Raw genomic sequence first — 17,121 nt, forward strand, 5'->3', positions numbered from 1 at the left:
CCTCGCCAACCATTTTTGGCGTAGCTCTATTTACAAGCGAGAAAGGGGAAAAATTGAAACAGCGTGCATTGGCATTAGCCATAAAAAGAATAATCTGGGCCGAGTTGGCGTTTTCGGCTGCGCTCGCCGTACCGGCATTCGCGCAGAGCCAGCCTACCGCGGCGGGAAATACGGCCGCGACACCGTCTGTCAATAGCGCTACGCCACCGGCCACGAGCCCGGCCACAACCCCGGCGACCGCGTCCAAAGAGAAGGTCCAACAGATCAAGACCTTCGAAGTGACCGGATCGCTGATTCGCAGCGCCGACAAGGTGGGCTTCAATCAGGTTCAGAAGATCACGGCGAAGGACATAGAAAACAGCGGCTATACCAATGTGGCCGACTACCTGCGCAACGTGTCCGCCAATTCGGCCAGCAGCTGGGGCGAGGGATCGACCAACAGCTTCGCGCCGGGCGGCGCGGGCATCGCATTGCGCGGCCTCAGCGAAAAGTACACGCTGGTGCTGGTCGACGGGCAGCGCGTCGCGCCTTACGCATTCGCCGTCAACGGGACCGATCAGTTTTTCGACGTGAATACGTTGCCGTTGAACATCATCGATCGCATTGAAATCGTGAAGACCGGCGCCGTCTCGCAGTACGGCTCCGACGCCATTGCCGGTGTGGTGAACATCATCACCAAGCACAACTTTCAGGGCCTGGAACTGGGCGGCAGCTACGGCGGCGCCACGCAGAATGGCGGCGGCCAGGGCACGACCCGCTTCAGTATCCTGGGCGGTATCGGCGATCTGAATTCGGACCGGTTCAACGTGACGGCCGCGCTCAGTTACTACAAATCGAACGGCTTTCTGGCCTCCGACCGCGATGCGACGCAGAACCAGGATTTCTCGAATCAGCCCGGCGGCCTCTCGAACCAGTCGCCATCGTACTGGCGGCGCGGCAACGGCATCGGCAACGTGCCGCTGAGTCCTTGCCCCAACGGCGGCACGGTCGCGCCGGCCAATGCCAATGCGCAGACTTATGGTTCCGGCGGCACCGTCTGCCAGAACAACACCGCCTACGCGACCTCCCTTTCGCCGTGGACCGAACGCCTGAGCGCGAAGGTCCACGCCGACTTCAAGATCAACGACGCGATGCAGGCGTTCGCCGATCTGTGGGAAAGCAACAATACGACCAACACCAATAATTTCGTCGGACGGTTGAGCTCCAGCACGCAGACTTACGATCCCGCCACCGGCGGCGTCAACCTGATCTCGAACGTTGTGCCTGCAAGCAATCCCTACAACCCGTTCGGCGTGCCGACGCAGCTTCGCTATGCGTTCCCCGCCACGCAGTCGGTGCGCACGAGTTCCAATTTCTGGCGCGCCGCCACCGGTGTCAAAGGCTCGTTCACGACCCCGGGCATTGGAGACTGGGACTGGAGCGCCGCGTATACGCATTCGCAGAACACGGTGTCAAACACCTTTTCCAACCTGATCAACGCGAACGCGCTGACCAACATCATTCAGAACGGTGGGTTCGACTTCGCCAATCCGGCCGCGACGCCGAACGGCCTGAACGGGTTGTACGGCAGCACCTCGACGCAGGCGATCACGAAACTCGACGCGGTTGACGCTACGCTGGCGACACCTCATCTGTTCACGCTGCCCACCGGCGACGTCGGCCTCGGTTTCGGCACCCAGTTCCTGCATCAGAGTCAGTACATCGGCACCGGCGCGGGCTACGTGAACGGCACCTACGTCAATCCGTCGATCCAGTCCGTCGACGGCGAACGCAACGTGGCTGCGGTCTATTACCAGGTGGATATTCCGCTCCTGACGAACCTGACCTTCAGCCAGTCCGGCCGTTACGATCACTACAGCGATTTCGGCGGTGCGTTCTCGCCGCGTTTCGCGCTTCGCTTCCAGCCGGTTCGTCAATTGACGATGTACGGGTCGTACACGCGCGGCTTCCGCGCGCCGACGCTGATTGAAAACACCTCGTCAAAAACGTTCGGTGCCCAGGGAGCGATCGATCCGCACGATCCGAACGATCCGGGCGCTTATGTGTTGCGTGAAGAAATCCAGGCGGGCTCGCGCAACCTGCAACCGGAGCGGACCAGGAACTACAACCTCGGCTTCCAGTTGTCGCCGACCCGCACCACCGACATCGGCTTCGACTGGTACAAGATCCACATCGACAACGTGATCGGCACGGACGATATCCAGTCCGTGGTGAATGAGAACGATCCGTCGAAGGTCATCCGGAACCCGAATGGCTCGATCGCGTATGTTTTGCTGCCGTACCAGAACCTGGCGTCGCTCGATACGGACGGCTTCGAAACGACGTTCCGGCAATCGGTGGCCACCAAAATCGGCACGTTCACCCTGTCCGGAGACTGGACGTACGTGTGGCACTTCAAAATGCCGGTGGGCGGCGTTACGACCGATTTCGCCGGCAACAACGGTGCGCAGAATACGCCGTTCGGCGCCAGCTTCCCGCGCTGGAAGGGCAATACCGATCTGAACTGGAACTACCAGAAGTGGAATGCCACCTTGACCTGGGTTTATACCGGGCCTTACGCGCAAGCCATTCTGCCGCCTGGAAACTATCCCGGCATGAAGGACGGCGTGTCGTCCTATAGCCAGTTCAATCTGTTCTTCAGCTACACGGGGATCAAGCACTGGACGCTCTATGCGGGTGTCGACAACATCTTCAACCGCGCGCCGCCGTTCGATCCGACCTTCATGAACGCGAGCTACCAGTCCGGTTACGACACCTCGCTGTACTCCTACGTCGGGCGTTTTGCCCAGATCGGCGCGACCTACAAGTTCTGACGCACCACTACCGGGCCGCCTGCGGCCCGGTTCTCCACTCCCCACGATAGACGAAAAAAAGGCCTCGCCACTTAACGTAGCGAGGCCGAGTCCCATGTCAAGGAGATGTCATGGAGGAGACGATTCGATCATAGCGTCCGCCCAGTGCGCCCCCAACGAATCGTTCGCCATATGCTTATCCCGCATCGATCCAAGTGCATTCCAGCGCACATTCGCGAGCAGAAAAAAGACCCGCTGCCTCACGCGGGTTATATCGTTAGAACAAAAAGTCGCTTCGCGCAGCAGGCGATGGTCTTTAAGATGACACTTCAAAGTCCGGTTCGTCCCGGCTTCGCTGCGCGCAGCCCCGCGCCGGCAAGCTGTGAGCCGCTACCGAAGGAGCATTTCGTTGACCAGTTTCGATCATCAGCGCCGGCCACTCGTTATCGGCATTGGCGGCACGACCCGCGCCGCCTCGTCGACCGAGCGCGCGCTCGGCTTTGCGTTGCGCGGCGCGGAAGCCGCCGGCGCACAAACCCGCCTGTTCGGCGGCACCTTCCTGCATAGCCTGCCCCACTACGCCCCTGAAAATCCCGCCCGCACCGACGAACAGCTCGAACTGATCGAAGCCGTGCGCCACGCGGACGCGCTGATCATCGCCACGCCGGGTTATCACGGCGGCGTGTCCGGGCTCGTCAAGAATGCGCTGGATACGCTCGAGGAATTGCGCGCCGACGAGCGTCCGTATCTGGACGGCCGCGCGGTAGGCTGTATCGTCACCGCGTACGGCTGGCAAGCCGCCGGTTCGGTGCTGACGTCGCTGCGTTCCATCGTCCATGCGTTGCGCGGCTGGCCCACGCCGTTCGGCGCCGGCATCAATACGCTGGAAACGCGCTTCGACAGCGTCGACACCTGCTCGGATCCGAAAGTGGTCGATCAGCTCGCCACGGTCGGCCAGCAGGCCGCGCAATTCGCACTGGCTTTTGCCTCACATCGCACGCCTTCTGCCGCGCCGGTCTCCGGCGCGCAGAACGAAGCAGCACGCAACGAAACGCAACCCGCGCGCCTGTTGCACGCCGTTTAATCCTCTTCGAAACACGTTGCCTGAACGCCGTGGCGCCGCATTAGCGGTCCACGGCGTTCGCGCTTGTCCGAACCGTGCGCCACATAACAGACCACGGCCCCGCCACGCCGGATAGTGTGTGCGAGCACAACCGATATGGTCCGATGCGGGCGGATGAAGTCCGTTCCCGAACCCCGCTGATTTGCTTACGACGAATGATTCGTTCACCGGCCGCGCAGTGCCCTCTACGCTTGATCCTGCCCGCCGACTCACCAGCCGCCCGACGCTGCCAATACGCGTCCCACGCGCCGGTTTCCTCGACAACGCAAGCGGGCATACTCACTGCCACGACCATGAATTCACATCTCCGCTACAAGGGTTACGAAGTCGCGCCGGTTGCGCAACGCCTGCCCAACGGCCTGTTCGCCGCCAACCTGACGATCGAGAAAACCGCTGCGAACCACGAGCAGGCCTATTCATTCGACGCGCTGGATTACTTCTTCGACGAAGAGCATGCGCTCGCGTACGCGTTCCGCTGGGGACGCATGTGGATCGATAACCACCAGTAACGCCATCCGCTACGGCCTTGCGTCGACCGGCGTCGACGCAAGGCAGGTTGTGCCAGAATAGACGACACCTCGAGCTCGTCCCCTGCACGCCCGCCATGACCGACGTATCGACCGTTGTCGCCGCCCTCCGCTGCCCGCTTTTCCCTGCCCCTTCCTCCCGTACCGATCCGGCGGTCGTAGCCGAATGGCCTGCGTTCGCGCGTGCCGCACTGCGCTCGCTGCCTGCCACCAAACCCATCGCGCCGACCCGGCACCCTAACCTATGGAGACACCGGCCATGACATGGACCGTCGATGAACAACTCGCGCTAACCGCCACCGACGCCATCGCCGCCATCCAGTCGGGCCGCCTCAAAGCCGCCGACTACGTGGCCACGCTGCTCGCGCGCGCGGCGTCGCTTGGGAGCCTCAACGCGCTGACCACGCTCGACCTCGACGGCGCGCTCGCCGCCGCACGACGCATCGACGCGTTGCCGGCCGCCGCGCTCGCGCAATTGCCGCTAGCCGGCTTACCGATCGTCGTGAAGGACAACATCAACACAGCCGGTTTGCAAACCTCGGCGGGCACGCCGGCGCTGGAAGGCTTCATCCCGAAGGCGAACGCGCCCTCGGTGCAGCGTCTGATCGACGCCGGCGCGATCGTGCTCGGCAAGGCCAACATGCACGAACTCGCGTTCGGCATCACCAGCACGAATCTCGCCACGCACGCGGGCCCGGTGCGCAATCCCTACGATCCCACGCGGATTCCGGGCGGTTCGTCGGGCGGCACCGCGGCGGCGATTGCCGCGCGCATCGTGCCCGCCGGACTCGGCACCGATACCGGCGGCTCGACGCGCATTCCGGCGGCGTTGACGGGCACGGCGGGGTTTCGTCCTTCGGTCGGCAATGGCGGCGCTGAACGGCGTTATCACGACCCGGACGCCGTGGTGCCGATCAGCCATACGCGCGATACGGTCGGGCCGATGGCACGCACCGTCGCCGATATCGCGCTGCTGGACGGCGTGATTACCGGCAGCGGCGCGTTGCCGGTAATCACGCTGAGCGGCTTGCGCATCGGCTTGCCCGCGTCGCTGTGGGACGGGCTCGAGCGCCAGGTAGACGACATTGCGCGCGACGCGTTGCGGCGGCTCGAAGCAGCGGGCGTGGTGTTCGTGCCGGTGGCAATGCGTGAGCTCGATCATTTGAACGGCATGGTGGGCGGCCCGATTGCGATCCACGAGGCGCGCGACGACGTGCCCGCCTGGCTCGTCGCGAACGACGCGCCGGTTAAAACCGTCGCCGAACTCGCGGCCCGCATTGCGAGCCCGGACGTCCGTGCGATTTACGACGGCGTGCTCGGCGACGTGCTGGCCGCGCAATACGACGACGCGTTGAATCTGTGGCGGCCGCGTTTGCGGGCGTACATGGCCGCGACCTTCGCCGACGAGCGGCTCGACGCGCTGCTGTTTCCGACCACGCGTCTCGCCGCCGCGCCGATCGACGATGTGTATGGCTCGTCGTTCGTCAGCATCGACGGCGGCGAACCGATCGACACCATGGACGCGTTCCTGCGCAATACCGATCCGGCCAGCACGGCGGGTATTCCGGGGCTGTCGCTGCCTGCCGGCATGACCCCGGGTGGCTTGCCGGTCGGCCTGGAACTGGACGGGCCGCTGGGTGAGGACCGGCGGCTGCTGGCAATCGGCGTCGCGTTCGAGCGGTTGCTTGGTGTGCTGCCCGCACCGACGCTTTGATCCGCGCGCGACCTCCTTTGAAAATACCGACGAAATACCGATGATCGCACCGACAAAAACGCCAACCGATGCACCGTTGAAAACACACACGTCCCGCCTGTCACGGCGGGCTCTTTCGCGCCGCAGCGTCGGCCTGTTGTCTGCGATGGCGGCGCTGACCGTCGCGCTCGCGGCCACTGGCTGCGCACGCCTCGCCACGATCGATTCCAACGCGCTATGGAAAATCGTCGACCTGCGCTGCGTGCCGTCGCAACAGGCAACCGGCACACCGGGCCAATGCACGACCGTCGATCTCGACCAACGCTATGCGATCCTGAAGGACATTGTCGGGCGGTCGCAGCATCTGCTGATTCCGACCGACCGCATCACCGGGATCGAAAGCCCGCTCGTACTGGCGCCGCACGCGCAGGACTATTGGGTCGATGCATGGGATTCGCGCCGTTACGTCGAGCAATCGGTCAAGCGCACGCTGCCCGACAATCAGCTCGGCCTTGAAATCAATTCGAAGTACCGGCGTTCACAGAACCTGTTGCATATTCACATCGATTGCATGCGTGGCGATATCAGCGACGCGCTTGCACGTCACGCGAAAGATGCACCCGGCGAATGGCATTGGGACACGCTCGACGGCAACCGCTACCGGATCATGCGCGTCACCACGCTGACGAACAGCGGCAATCCTTTCCGCGTCGTCGCACGCGATAATCCGGGCGAAGCGGCGATGGCCACGCAGACCATACTCGTGACGGGCGCGGGGCCGTCCGCGCAACAGGACGGCTGGCTGCTCGTGAATAGCGGCACCGAAGTGGACAACGGCAGCGGCACGGCGGAGCCCCTGCTCGATCACGCCTGCCGCGTGGCGGACGCGCATTGACCACCATTGACCGCCGGATCGGGCCGCACGCGCGCTGGCGAGATGTACCCCGCCTAAGCACGTTCGGGCAGATGCATTGCTGAACAAAATGGTTCTGGCGGCGCCCATGGGTCCGTAGGATCGGTCTGAACATGCACTTCGACCGATCAAGCCCATGGCGTTTTACCTCGACGATACGCAGCGCAAAACCCTCGCCCAACTCGCGACAAGCTGGACATGGCGCACGCAGTGGCCGACATGGACGCTGATCGTCACGATTTACAGCGGATGGTTCGGTGTTGCCACCCATGCGCGCGAGCTCGGGTTGCCGCTTACCGTCGCACTGCTGGCTTTGCTCGGCGCGTGGTACATGTCACTGCAGCATGAACTGTTGCATGGTCATCCAACCCGCTCGCGCCTGTTCAATGCAGCACTCGGTATCGCGCCGCTTGCCGTGTGGTTTCCCTATGGCATCTATCGCAATTCGCATCTTCAGCATCATGACGATGCGCATTTGACGCACCCGGAACGCGATCCGGAAAGCTACTTCGTCAATGCATTGGTGTGGCAACGCGCGGGGTGGGCGATCCGTGCGTTGCTGACGTTCCGCAATACGTTTATCGGCAGATTGCTGGTTGGCCCGGCGTTTTCTATTGCAGCAACCGGTGTGGATGCACTCAGCAAAGTCAGGCGCGGTGATTGGCGAGATGTGCCGGTGTGGTTTGCGCACTTTGCGGCGTTGACTGCTTTAACGCTGTGGTTGCGGAATGACTGCGGAATTCCGGCGTGGGCGTTTATTGTGGGTGTGGGTTACGGCGCGTTGTCGCTGGGTTCCATTCGCTCGTTTCAGGAACATCGCGTCGCGCAGGCTTCTGAACATCGTACGGTGATTAACGAAGCGTCGTGGTTCTGGCGGCTGCTGTTTCTGAACAACAACTATCATCTGGTGCATCATGACCTACCGCATGTGCCGTGGTTTGCGCTGCGGGGAATCTATGAGACGTCGCGTCAGCAATACGTTGAGCGCTCAGGTGGCTTTCTGGTCCGGGGTTACAGCGAATGGGTCACGCGCTATGGATTCGCTGCGGTCGCGCATCCCGTGGCGGCCGCTTCGTCCGACGTAGACCGGCGAAATCCGTCGCTCGGAACGCTCGCCAAATTCACGAATGAACGAAAACGCTCGACTCACGCACGAGCGTACCGGCGTCGCCCAACGGGTTTTCGGTGACGACCTCAAGCCGTAACTGACGATGCCGTCTGTGGTGCCATTCAACACCAAAGGGACTCCGGACGCTGATAGCACTCGCGCTCAATTAGCCTTCAGCACATAAGCCGATTGACTATCGGGCCACCAGTTAATAACAAGAAGACGTCCAGTACTGACCTCAAGCGACTTGTTGAACGGGTCCAGAATTCCGGATGAATAATGAAACGCGCTGCCGTCCTTGGTCTTGATGAGAAAGATGACCGGCATCGACCGTAAGTCCTGCGGATTCGTGCACCGGATGATTTCGATGTTTGCCGGGTCCGCGTTTCCGGAGAAGCCGCTTCGCACCCCATCGCCTGGATATCCGCAGGCCGGGAAAGCCCAGCCATCGGGTACTGATGGACCGGTCAACTTCAGATAGCCGGCGGATATACCACCGCCTACATCAGGAGCGCTTCGGAAAAACTTGATCTCCGCGGACTCCGCCTGGAGCGACTGGCGACGCGACTGATCGACCACCTTGTATGAGCCGCTCAAATCGTTCTCATCAGACTGGCTCGATGGAACCGTGGTGACGCATCCCGTCAACAGACATGCCGTGGCAGCTACCGCGAAGACTGCCCGCGCGCCATTATTTTTGAGCGTGTTTTTCATCGTTGTGACCTTGTCTACGTCGTCGGCAAAGTCTGTTTATCGGCATTTTCTTTGTGCGCTTTAGCCACATGCCTCAAAAGGCACGCCGGGTTTGCTCTCGTCCATGCTCCCGCCTTCACCCCATCAGTCCCGGCAATACCCGCATCAAGGCACCCGCGCAATCAATTGATGATGCGCGGTCTCGCCAATTGCGCCGCGCTCGCTGCCGTGCGTCTCGTTGTCGGAGTGATACACCACGAGCACGGCGTTGGCATGGCTCATCCGAGCCGGTGCAACCATGCTGACGTTTGCGAAGCCATTCGAATCGGCGACAAAAGAGTTGCCGTTTCCCGTACCGTCAACCGGCGTGAAACCAGTGGGTTGCTGGTCGAAGTGATTTTCGAAAAGGCTGAATTTCCCACCGGGTTTCAGGCCGTGCAACTGCACCGTTACGTCTTCCCGACCATCCGCGCGCGGCTTCAGCATCACGGTGCCACCGGCTGTGAACCATTGCCCGGCCGTCATCCCCAAGGGCGTACCTTTAGCCGTATAAAGATCCGTTGCGCCGGCATCGTCAATCTGTGCGTTGCGCACACCCGTAACATGTTCGATACCCTGCCAATGGCGCTCCGCCTGGGCGCTTTTGTCATGCACGAAGACCTGCGGGTCGAGAATCGTTGGCGACGTCACCTCGCGGGAAAAATAGGCGGCATGTGTTTCGAAAGGCAGCGTGACCGTCGGGTTGGTCTGCGCGTGCGCGAAGGCCGACAAACAGGAAAAGGCGCCAATGAGAAGAGAGATCAGTCGCATATTCAATGAAAGAACCGGAAGATTGTTATCGAAGAGACGTCGACGCATGGCCCACCAGGTTAAGACGAATTTCCCTATCGCAATGACGCCGGGCCCCTGCCGTTTCGCGCTGAGATCCGGGACCGGGAAGGCCGTGATAAAAATAAACGGCAGCGTAGAGCCGAATTACAAAAGCCGTTAATGAACTGCGCCACGCGCCGTTTTCGGGTAGAGCGTCTCAAGTGCCTGCTCGAACGTTGCTCGCGAGAACGGCCCCAGATGCATTGCCAGCAGCTTGCCGTTCTGGTCGTAAAACAGCGTGGTCGGGAACGCTCTTGCGCCGACTGCGCGCGCCACGGCAAGGTTCGGGTCACGCGCGAGGTTGTGCAGCACAAGCCCGTGCTCCGTCACAAAGTCGTTCACCGTGGCTTCCGACTCCCCCTGATTGATAAACGCGATGTCCACCTGCGTGAAGTCTCTTTGCACTTCGGCCAGAACGGGCATCTCGGCTCGACATGGCCCACACCAGCTCGCCCACAGATTCACGACTAGCGGCTTGCCGTCGTGATGGGCAAGGGGCTGCGGGTTGCCATTCATATCGAGCACCTCTACCGCAGGCAGAAATGCTGCAGGCTCTCTCGCATCGGCGAAAGCCGTCGCCAAACCCCAACTCGCGCAACCGGCAAAAACCGCGAGCATCGCGGCGCGGCGCACGTGTCGCCGCTTCGCGAGCAGCACTAGCAGAACCATCGCGCCGGCTACGGCGCCCGGTACCGGCTCGAAGCCGAGGTCGCGGAAATCGAGCATTTTCAGCACGTCTCCCCGATAGGCCGGCAGGTATTGCCCAACGAACGCGAGTCGGGACACCAACAGTCCGGTCACCACGCTATACAGAATGGTCGTTTCCGCTGCAGCGCCGCCATGGTTGGCCATGCGCGCCACCCAAAGCGCAATGCCGATGCTCGCCAGAAGAATGAGCGGCGCGACCGGGAACGAATAAGGGCCGATGTTCATTGATGGGCGGCGCGTGCCGGAACCTTGCCCAGCAGGATATTCAGGCCTTCGGAGATCAGCGGATGCGCGATGATCGCGTCGCGCACCGCCGTATAAGGGAGCTTGCCGATCATGGCCATCTGTACGGCCGTCACCACGTCGCCGGCGTTCGTGCCCAGCATCGTGAATCCCAGAATCTGGTCCGAATGCTGATCGACCAGAACCTTCATGAAGCCCTTCGTCGCTCCATTCGTGCGGGCGCGCGGCACGACCGCCATCGGAATCTTCGCCACCCGCACGTCGATACCGCGTGCCTTCGCTTCGGTTTCGTTCAGGCCGATGCGGCCGAGTTCGGGTTCGATGAACAGCGCGTAAGGAACGATGCGGTTTTTCGTCGTCATGTTGCCGCCGGCAAGTTGCGACTTCAGGACGCGGTAGTCGTCGAACGATGCGTGTGTGAACATCGGTGTGCCCGCCACTTCGCCGATGGCCCAGGTGTTGGCGGCAGTCGTCGCGAGCCGCTCGTCGACCTTGATGAAGCCACGTTCGTCCGTTTCGACGCCGGCTGCGTCGAGCGCCAAATTCTTCGTCACAGGCGTGCGCCCCGCGGCGACGAGCACGTGCGTGCCCGACACTACCGCGCCGCTTTCCAGTTCGACCGTAACGGCGTGGCCCGACGTGCCCGTCACCTTCACCGGCCTGGCACCGACCAGAATCTCGACGCCCTCTTCGGCCAGCGCAGCCTGAATTTCCGACGTGACGTCTTCATCCTCGCGCATCGCAACACGGGGCGCTTCCTGAATCAGCGTCACGCTGCTGCCCAACCGCCGGAACGCCTGCGCCATTTCGAGTCCGATATAGCCGCCGCCGATCACGATCAAATGGTCCGGCAGCGAATCCAGTTGCAGTGCTTCGACGTGCGTAAGCGGTTGTGCGTCTTTCAGACCCGGCACGTCGGGAATCGCGGCGGTGGTACCTGTATTGATGAAAACGTGCTCACCCTCGATGATCCGGGCAGCGCCTTCGTTCGTCTCGACATGAATCCTGCGCGGGCCGACAAAGCGGCCGGTTCCCAATACCAGATCAAGGCCCGAGCCGAGAAATGCTTTCAGATTGGTGTCCACCATGCCACTCACCACCGAGCGCACGTTACCGAGCACCTTTTTCATATCGGTTTTCGGGCCTTCGGTCACGTCGCTATCGTGCCGATGAGCATTGCGCACATGTGCGATCCGCGCATTCTGAATCAACGCCTTGGTCGGGATACAGGCCACATTGATACACGATCCGCCGATCATTCCGCGCTCGATCAGCGCAACCCGCTTGCCGGCTTGAGCCAGGTCCATCGCGAGTGTTTTGCCGCCCTTTCCGCCGCCGAGGAAAACATATTCATAGTGTTCGACATTCGACATCGCCAACTCCAGTTTGGGTTATCGCCCGGTGCGTTTCAACGGGAAGCGCATCGGCTCGGATCTCAGTGGCTGAATTCTATGAGCCCAACCGGCGTTTGCCGACGCTCGCGACGCTCGAAAACTAGCTCGATCGTCTCAATTGCCGCTATGAGTGTGAATAAAGATGACTTGTCACTCGAGTAACCCAGGCTATCCATGCGTATCGGTCCGGCTCGTTTTCGCGTTTGGGATGACTTGCCGCGTGAGACACTGGACGCTCACTTGCGCGCTATCGCCGGGACCAGTCGATGCTGCGCGATGCGACATTCGTCGTCCGCACGGCGATTTTCTTCAATTTTGGGAGCTACCGGTTATGACCCGTTCCGCCGCTGAATCGTTCGCACTTCCGCCCTACGTGATCAGCTTGCCGAGTAGCGCGGATTTTTCGACCACGGTGGCTCGTATCGAAGCCGCATTCGCGAGCCGCCATATCACTCTTTTCGCCAAGGTGGACCAGGCGCAGGCGGCGGCAGGTTCCGGCGCCGTTCTTCGGCCGACAGTTTTGCTGCTATTCGGCAATCCCGCGGCAGGTACGCCGATCATGGCGGCGAATCCGCATGCCGCGGTTGAATTGCCGTTGAAAGCCGTAGTGTGGGAGGACAGCGAAGCACGTGTCTACGTTGATTACCTCGACGTGACCCAGGTTCTGGCCGATGGCTATGGACTCGATCCCGCCTCGTTCGAAAAGCTCGAGAAGATTCCCGACATGCTGCGCAGCGCGATTACCGTCTGAAGAGGCAAGCGCCCCGCGTGCTTTGCGGGGCGCGTCGCCTTTCGCCTTACCCCTCCCGTCCTTCCACCACACGTTGCTACGGCATACGTTCGTCTAGGGTCGCCTGTCCAAAGACGGCGCGCGGCTAGTCGTTCGTAGAATGGGACTGCAGTGCGTACGCATCTATTCTTGTCATCAAGATTGCAACGTCACAACCGGGAGAAATGAAATGCATACGATCAAGTGTCTTGAGCTATTCAAGGCAGTCGCAGAACATAAAAGTTTTTCGAGGGTCGCCGCTGCAAACAACATCTCTCCCAGTGCGGTGACGCGTGCCATCCAGGAACTCGAAACGGAACTAGGTGTCCGGTTGTTTCACAGAACAACGCGAAAACTTTCGGTAACGGACGTCGGCATGTCGGTCTACAACCGGGCGGTCTCGTTGCTCGACAACTATTCGGAGATCAAAGGCATCAGCGAAGCGTGCGCCGGTACGATGAGCGGAACGGTGCGGGTGGCGATACAAAGGCTTCTTGGATTTGACTCCCTGTCGTTAACGCTGGATCAATACATGCGTTCCCACGATAACGTGACGGTGAGCGTCGATTTTTTCGACGCCGGAGATGACCCCCTCGCCTCTGGAGCAGACCTAGCCATCTCGTTGCAGAGCGAAGTTCGTGATGTCTACATTGCCAGGCAGATTGATTCTTTGGGCATGTCGCTCTTCGGCGGCAAGCGATTTTTGGCGGAGACCCGTGTTTTGTTCCCTTCTGACCTTCTTCCGCAACAGCGCATGTCACCTGGCGGAAGCCACTGGGATCTAATAGCCCGTGGATCAGAAAGGCACCTGGTGCTTCCTTGCAGCTCCCGTTTTCGCTCAGCGAGCCCGCAAGCCATTGCATCGGCTGCTGTACAAGGTTTTGGAGTTGCCTTGCTTTCGTCCGCGATAGCGAATCCTCACGTGAAAGCCGGAGAGCTTTTCCCCGTTTTTGAAGCCTGGAGATCGCTACCAGTGCCGGTGTCAATCAGCTATCGTTCTCGTCAGTTCGTTCCTGAGCGGGTGCGCGGCCTGATTGCTTACATCAGTGACACGATGGGTCTTCGGAATCGTAGTGACCCGTCACTATCCGTCCGTAACCTTATTCAGTCTGCCCAGATTGAGAACGCGGATGAGGTTCTTCAACCTCGCGAGCTTGAGACGTGTAGCCCGTAGGGAACGCGAGAAAGGCTCTGGCGAATGGATAAAGCGACATACGTTCGCGGCTGTCGCTCATCCGGCGCTGATCGCGTCTCCCCCTACACCGACTGTATCGTCCCAAACGAACGTCCAGCGCTCCCCGACCGCAGCGACGACAACTCGGAAGGCAGCGCCGGCACCACGCGAGGCGACGGATTCGACGCCGTGCGTGCCGACCCGTAGGCAAACGCCGCACCCGCCATCCACGATAGCGAGGACGCCGTGCCGTACCAGGCCGCACTCGTCGTATCGTTCTCCGACGACGCACGGACGGACGCCGCCGACAACCCGGCCGCCGCGAGATTCGCTACGCCGCTCGCGATCTGCAGCCCGCGACTGACTCTGCCGCGCGTTCCGTCGAGCGCGGCGTGCGCCATGCTGGTGACCGCGCTCAAGCCCCACGCCGCCGACGACGCATAACCGAGATTCGTCTGGGTGCTGTCCGTGTTGAACACGGACGCGGTACTCAACGCCCCCGCGCTGAAGTTCATGAAGTTGCCGAACGATGCCAGCCGGCTGGAGGGCTGCGTATTGCTCGCCTCCGACAACCCCGCAGCGCCGCCCCATAACAGCCCGCTTACGGCGCCGCTTGCCGTCGATGCGACGGAAGCCGGTACGACTCTCGACGCCACCAGCGACGCCCCCGCAGCCAGGCCATCGACCAGCGGCGCGAATTTGCCCGCTTTTTGCCGTGTGGTTTCGGGGCTCGCGGGCTGTTGCGCCACCTGCTGTATCGCTTGTTGGCCACCCTGTTGCACGAGCGGCTGCACGGGCGGATGAAGCGGTTGCGACGGCGCCAGGTCGATCGCGACATGGTCGGGACGCGGCCCGGAAGCCTCGCTGCCCGACGGCCGATGCAGCATCGGCGACAGCACCGGCGAGTTCGAGCCGCTGGACGGATTGTGCTGCATCGGTGTCAGCCCAGTCCCGCTCGATCGGTTCAACGGCGGAGAACGCATCGGCGATAGCGTCGCCGCACTGTTCTGCGACCGGTTGACGGGCGGTGTGGCCGCACGCTCGGGGCTGCTGTGCGGCGGCGGGGTCATCGGCGACAGCACCGGGCTGCTGGAATGCATACCGATCGGGAGAGGCGGCGGCCTGCCGCTGCCGACCGCTCCGTGCCCAGGGTCGTAGCGGGGCGTCGGCGGATGGAAGACCGGATCGCCTTTTGCGTTGAGCGGCTTCGGGCCTTTACTTCCGTTGCCATCGGATTGCCGCATGAGATTGTCCTGGCGTCAGGTGGGTAAGCTCAAGAAGAAGGCGAACAGACCCAGCCTGATCGAATGCTTCTCTCATCCCTCCTTCAAACAAACTTCGTGCCAGTTGGCCGTCAATGTGGCGCGCGCCTTGCTCCACAAGACCCACGCCGCAATCCGGCGACTCTCGCGCGCGCCGTGCAATGGGCGCAATTTCACCCAGGTCGGCGCTTGCCACGAGGGCGAAACCACACTTCCGTCACGCGTGGGTCCGCGTTGTCCGAGGTTGTTTCGTCGGGTGCAAGATGGGAAAAGATCCACCACCCCTGTGGGTCGAATCGAACCCTGGCGTCATGAGCGATGAATCCCCTTCCCGCGCTCGGCTATTCCAGGCGAACGAGGGAGAAACAAATCTCCCTCGCCACCCTCACTCCCGTTCAAGCGCCTCGATCGCTCCCGCAACACCCGCACCATAAGCAGGATCCGCCTGACTGCAATGCTCGATATGCAACTGCTGCACCGGCTTCGACACGCCATTCAACGCACGCGCCGTGTTATCGAACAACGTCTGCTGCTGCACGGCCGTCATGTTGCGGAACAGCGCGCCCGGCTGCGAATAATAGTCGTCGTCGACGCGATGATTCCAGTGATCGGCCGCGCCTTCTATCGACAAAGGCGGTTCGCGATAGTCGGGCTGTTCCTGCCATTCGCCCCGCGTGTTCGGCTCATACGGCGTGGCGCCGCCCGTATTCGCATCCACCCGCAACAGCCCGTCGCGATGGTAGCTGTGCACGTACTTCGCACCGCGCGGCGCATTCACAGGCACCTGGTGATAGTTGACACTCAACCGGTAACGTTGCGCGTCGCCATAAGAAAACAGCCGGCCTTGCAACATCTTGTCGGGCGAGAAACTGATACCCGGCACCACGTTGGCGGGTGCAAAGGCGGCCTGCTCGACATCGGCAAAGTGATTGTCGGGATTGCGGTTCAACTCCATCACGCCGACTTCGATCAGCGGATAGTCGCGCTTCGGCCAGACCTTGGTCAGATCGAACGGATTGATCGGATAACTGCCTGCTTCTTTCTCCGGCATGATTTGCACAAACAGCGTCCAGCGCGGAAACTCGCGCCGCTCGATCGCTTCGTACAGGTCGCGATGGTGCGTTTCGCGATCGCGGCCCACCAGCGCTTCGGCTTGCGCGTCGGTCAGGTTTTCAATGCCCTGCTGCGAGCGGAAATGGAACTTTACCCAATACCGTTCGTGCGCGGCGCTGATGAAACTGAACGTGTGGCTGCCGAACCCGTGCATATGGCGGAACGTCTTCGGAATGCCGCGTTCGCTCATGACGATCGTGACCTGATGCAGCGCTTCCGGCAATTGCGTCCAGAAGTCCCAGTTGCTCTCCGCGCTACGCAACCCCGTGCGCGGGTCGCGCTTGATCGCGTGGTTCAGGTCCGGGAACTTCAGCGGATCGCGCAGGAAGAACACCGGCGTGTTGTTGCCCACCAGATCCCAGTTGCCTTCTTCGGTATAGAACTTCAACGCGAAGCCACGAATGTCGCGCTCCGCGTCGGCCGCGCCGCGCTCGCCCGCCACCGTTGAAAAGCGCGCGAACATTTCCGTCTTCTTGCCGACTTCAGAAAAAATCGCGGCCCGCGTGTACTTCGTGATGTCGTGTGTGACCGTGAACGTACCGAATGCGCCGGACCCTTTCGCATGCATGCGCCGCTCGGGAATGACTTCACGGTCGAAGTGAGCCAGCTTCTCAAGAAACCATACGTCTTCGAGCAGCGCCGGGCCGCGTGGACCGGCGGTGCGAATATTCTGGTTATCGACGACGGGTGCGCCGAAAGCGGTAGTGAGCTTTTTCATCGGAGATCCTGTATCAAACCG

General features: G+C 61.5%; 14 protein-coding genes. 8 read left to right on the forward strand and 6 right to left on the reverse strand.

All coding sequences use genetic code 11. The features are described 5' to 3' along the window. The first annotated feature begins 53 nt into the window (after window positions 1-53). The 6 genes from HWY05_RS02805 (at window position 54) to HWY05_RS02830 (ending at window position 8,237) form a co-directional block, all read left to right on the forward strand. On the forward strand, window positions 54-2,813 hold the full coding sequence (locus tag HWY05_RS02805) for a TonB-dependent receptor (protein ID WP_176057319.1): 2,760 nt from the start codon (window positions 54-56) through the stop codon (window positions 2,811-2,813). 388 nt (window positions 2,814-3,201) lie between these two features. Continuing rightward, window positions 3,202-3,876 (forward strand): NAD(P)H-dependent oxidoreductase, encoded by a 675-nt coding sequence (locus HWY05_RS02810; protein WP_176057320.1) that lies wholly within the window; start codon window positions 3,202-3,204, stop codon window positions 3,874-3,876. 332 nt (window positions 3,877-4,208) lie between these two features. After that, a complete protein-coding gene (locus tag HWY05_RS02815) occupies window positions 4,209-4,424 on the forward strand; it encodes a hypothetical protein (RefSeq protein ID WP_035558106.1) in 216 nt (71 codons plus the stop codon). Between the two features lie 277 nt (window positions 4,425-4,701). Then, window positions 4,702-6,156 carry an indoleacetamide hydrolase gene (gene iaaH / locus HWY05_RS02820; RefSeq protein WP_176057321.1) on the forward strand — a complete coding sequence of 485 codons (1,455 nt, stop codon included), beginning with the start codon at window positions 4,702-4,704 and terminating at the stop codon, window positions 6,154-6,156. Between the two features lie 145 nt (window positions 6,157-6,301). Continuing rightward, entirely contained in the window at window positions 6,302-7,030 is a 729-nt protein-coding gene (locus HWY05_RS02825; protein ID WP_176057774.1) for a CDP-diacylglycerol diphosphatase, read from the forward strand. 154 nt (window positions 7,031-7,184) lie between these two features. Further along, window positions 7,185-8,237, forward strand: a complete 1,053-nt coding sequence (locus HWY05_RS02830) for a fatty acid desaturase (RefSeq protein WP_176057322.1) — start codon at window positions 7,185-7,187, stop codon at window positions 8,235-8,237. An 81-nt stretch (window positions 8,238-8,318) separates the two neighbouring features. On the opposite strand, the gene HWY05_RS02835 is transcribed toward HWY05_RS02830, so the two are convergent. The 4 genes from HWY05_RS02835 to HWY05_RS02850 all read right to left on the reverse strand — a co-directional run bounded on the left by HWY05_RS02835 (window position 8,319) and on the right by HWY05_RS02850 (window position 12,043). Further along, window positions 8,319-8,870: a hypothetical protein gene (locus HWY05_RS02835; protein WP_176057323.1), complete on the reverse strand. Its 552-nt coding sequence runs from the start codon at window positions 8,868-8,870 to the stop codon at window positions 8,319-8,321. A gap of 144 nt (window positions 8,871-9,014) precedes the next feature. Then, window positions 9,015-9,707: a hypothetical protein gene (locus HWY05_RS02840; RefSeq protein ID WP_244146469.1), complete on the reverse strand. Its 693-nt coding sequence runs from the start codon at window positions 9,705-9,707 to the stop codon at window positions 9,015-9,017. A gap of 129 nt (window positions 9,708-9,836) precedes the next feature. After that, a complete protein-coding gene (locus tag HWY05_RS02845; protein WP_176057324.1) occupies window positions 9,837-10,652 on the reverse strand; it encodes a TlpA disulfide reductase family protein in 816 nt (271 codons plus the stop codon). After that, window positions 10,649-12,043: an FAD-dependent oxidoreductase gene (locus HWY05_RS02850; protein WP_176057325.1), complete on the reverse strand. Its 1,395-nt coding sequence runs from the start codon at window positions 12,041-12,043 to the stop codon at window positions 10,649-10,651. The genes HWY05_RS02845 and HWY05_RS02850 overlap by 4 nt, the downstream gene beginning before the upstream one ends. Before the next feature lie 352 nt (window positions 12,044-12,395). Between HWY05_RS02850 and HWY05_RS02855 the strand changes: the two genes are divergently transcribed. Both HWY05_RS02855 and HWY05_RS02860 read left to right on the forward strand, forming a co-directional pair. Next, complete coding sequence (locus HWY05_RS02855; protein ID WP_176057326.1) at window positions 12,396-12,815, forward strand: DUF302 domain-containing protein; 420 nt, start codon at window positions 12,396-12,398, stop codon at window positions 12,813-12,815. Between the two features lie 208 nt (window positions 12,816-13,023). Next, window positions 13,024-14,007 (forward strand): LysR family transcriptional regulator, encoded by a 984-nt coding sequence (locus tag HWY05_RS02860; protein ID WP_176057327.1) that lies wholly within the window; start codon window positions 13,024-13,026, stop codon window positions 14,005-14,007. Between the two features lie 83 nt (window positions 14,008-14,090). Here HWY05_RS02860 and HWY05_RS02865 read toward each other — a convergent pair whose 3' ends face one another. Both HWY05_RS02865 and HWY05_RS02870 read right to left on the reverse strand, forming a co-directional pair. Further along, window positions 14,091-15,107 (reverse strand): hypothetical protein, encoded by a 1,017-nt coding sequence (locus tag HWY05_RS02865; protein WP_176057328.1) that lies wholly within the window; start codon window positions 15,105-15,107, stop codon window positions 14,091-14,093. A gap of 547 nt (window positions 15,108-15,654) precedes the next feature. Next, window positions 15,655-17,100: a catalase gene (locus HWY05_RS02870; RefSeq protein WP_176057329.1), complete on the reverse strand. Its 1,446-nt coding sequence runs from the start codon at window positions 17,098-17,100 to the stop codon at window positions 15,655-15,657. Between the last annotated feature and the right edge of the window lie 21 nt (window positions 17,101-17,121).

This window comes from Paraburkholderia sp. BCC1876, from assembly GCF_902833695.1.
Classification (GTDB): Bacteria; Pseudomonadota; Gammaproteobacteria; order Burkholderiales; family Burkholderiaceae; genus Paraburkholderia.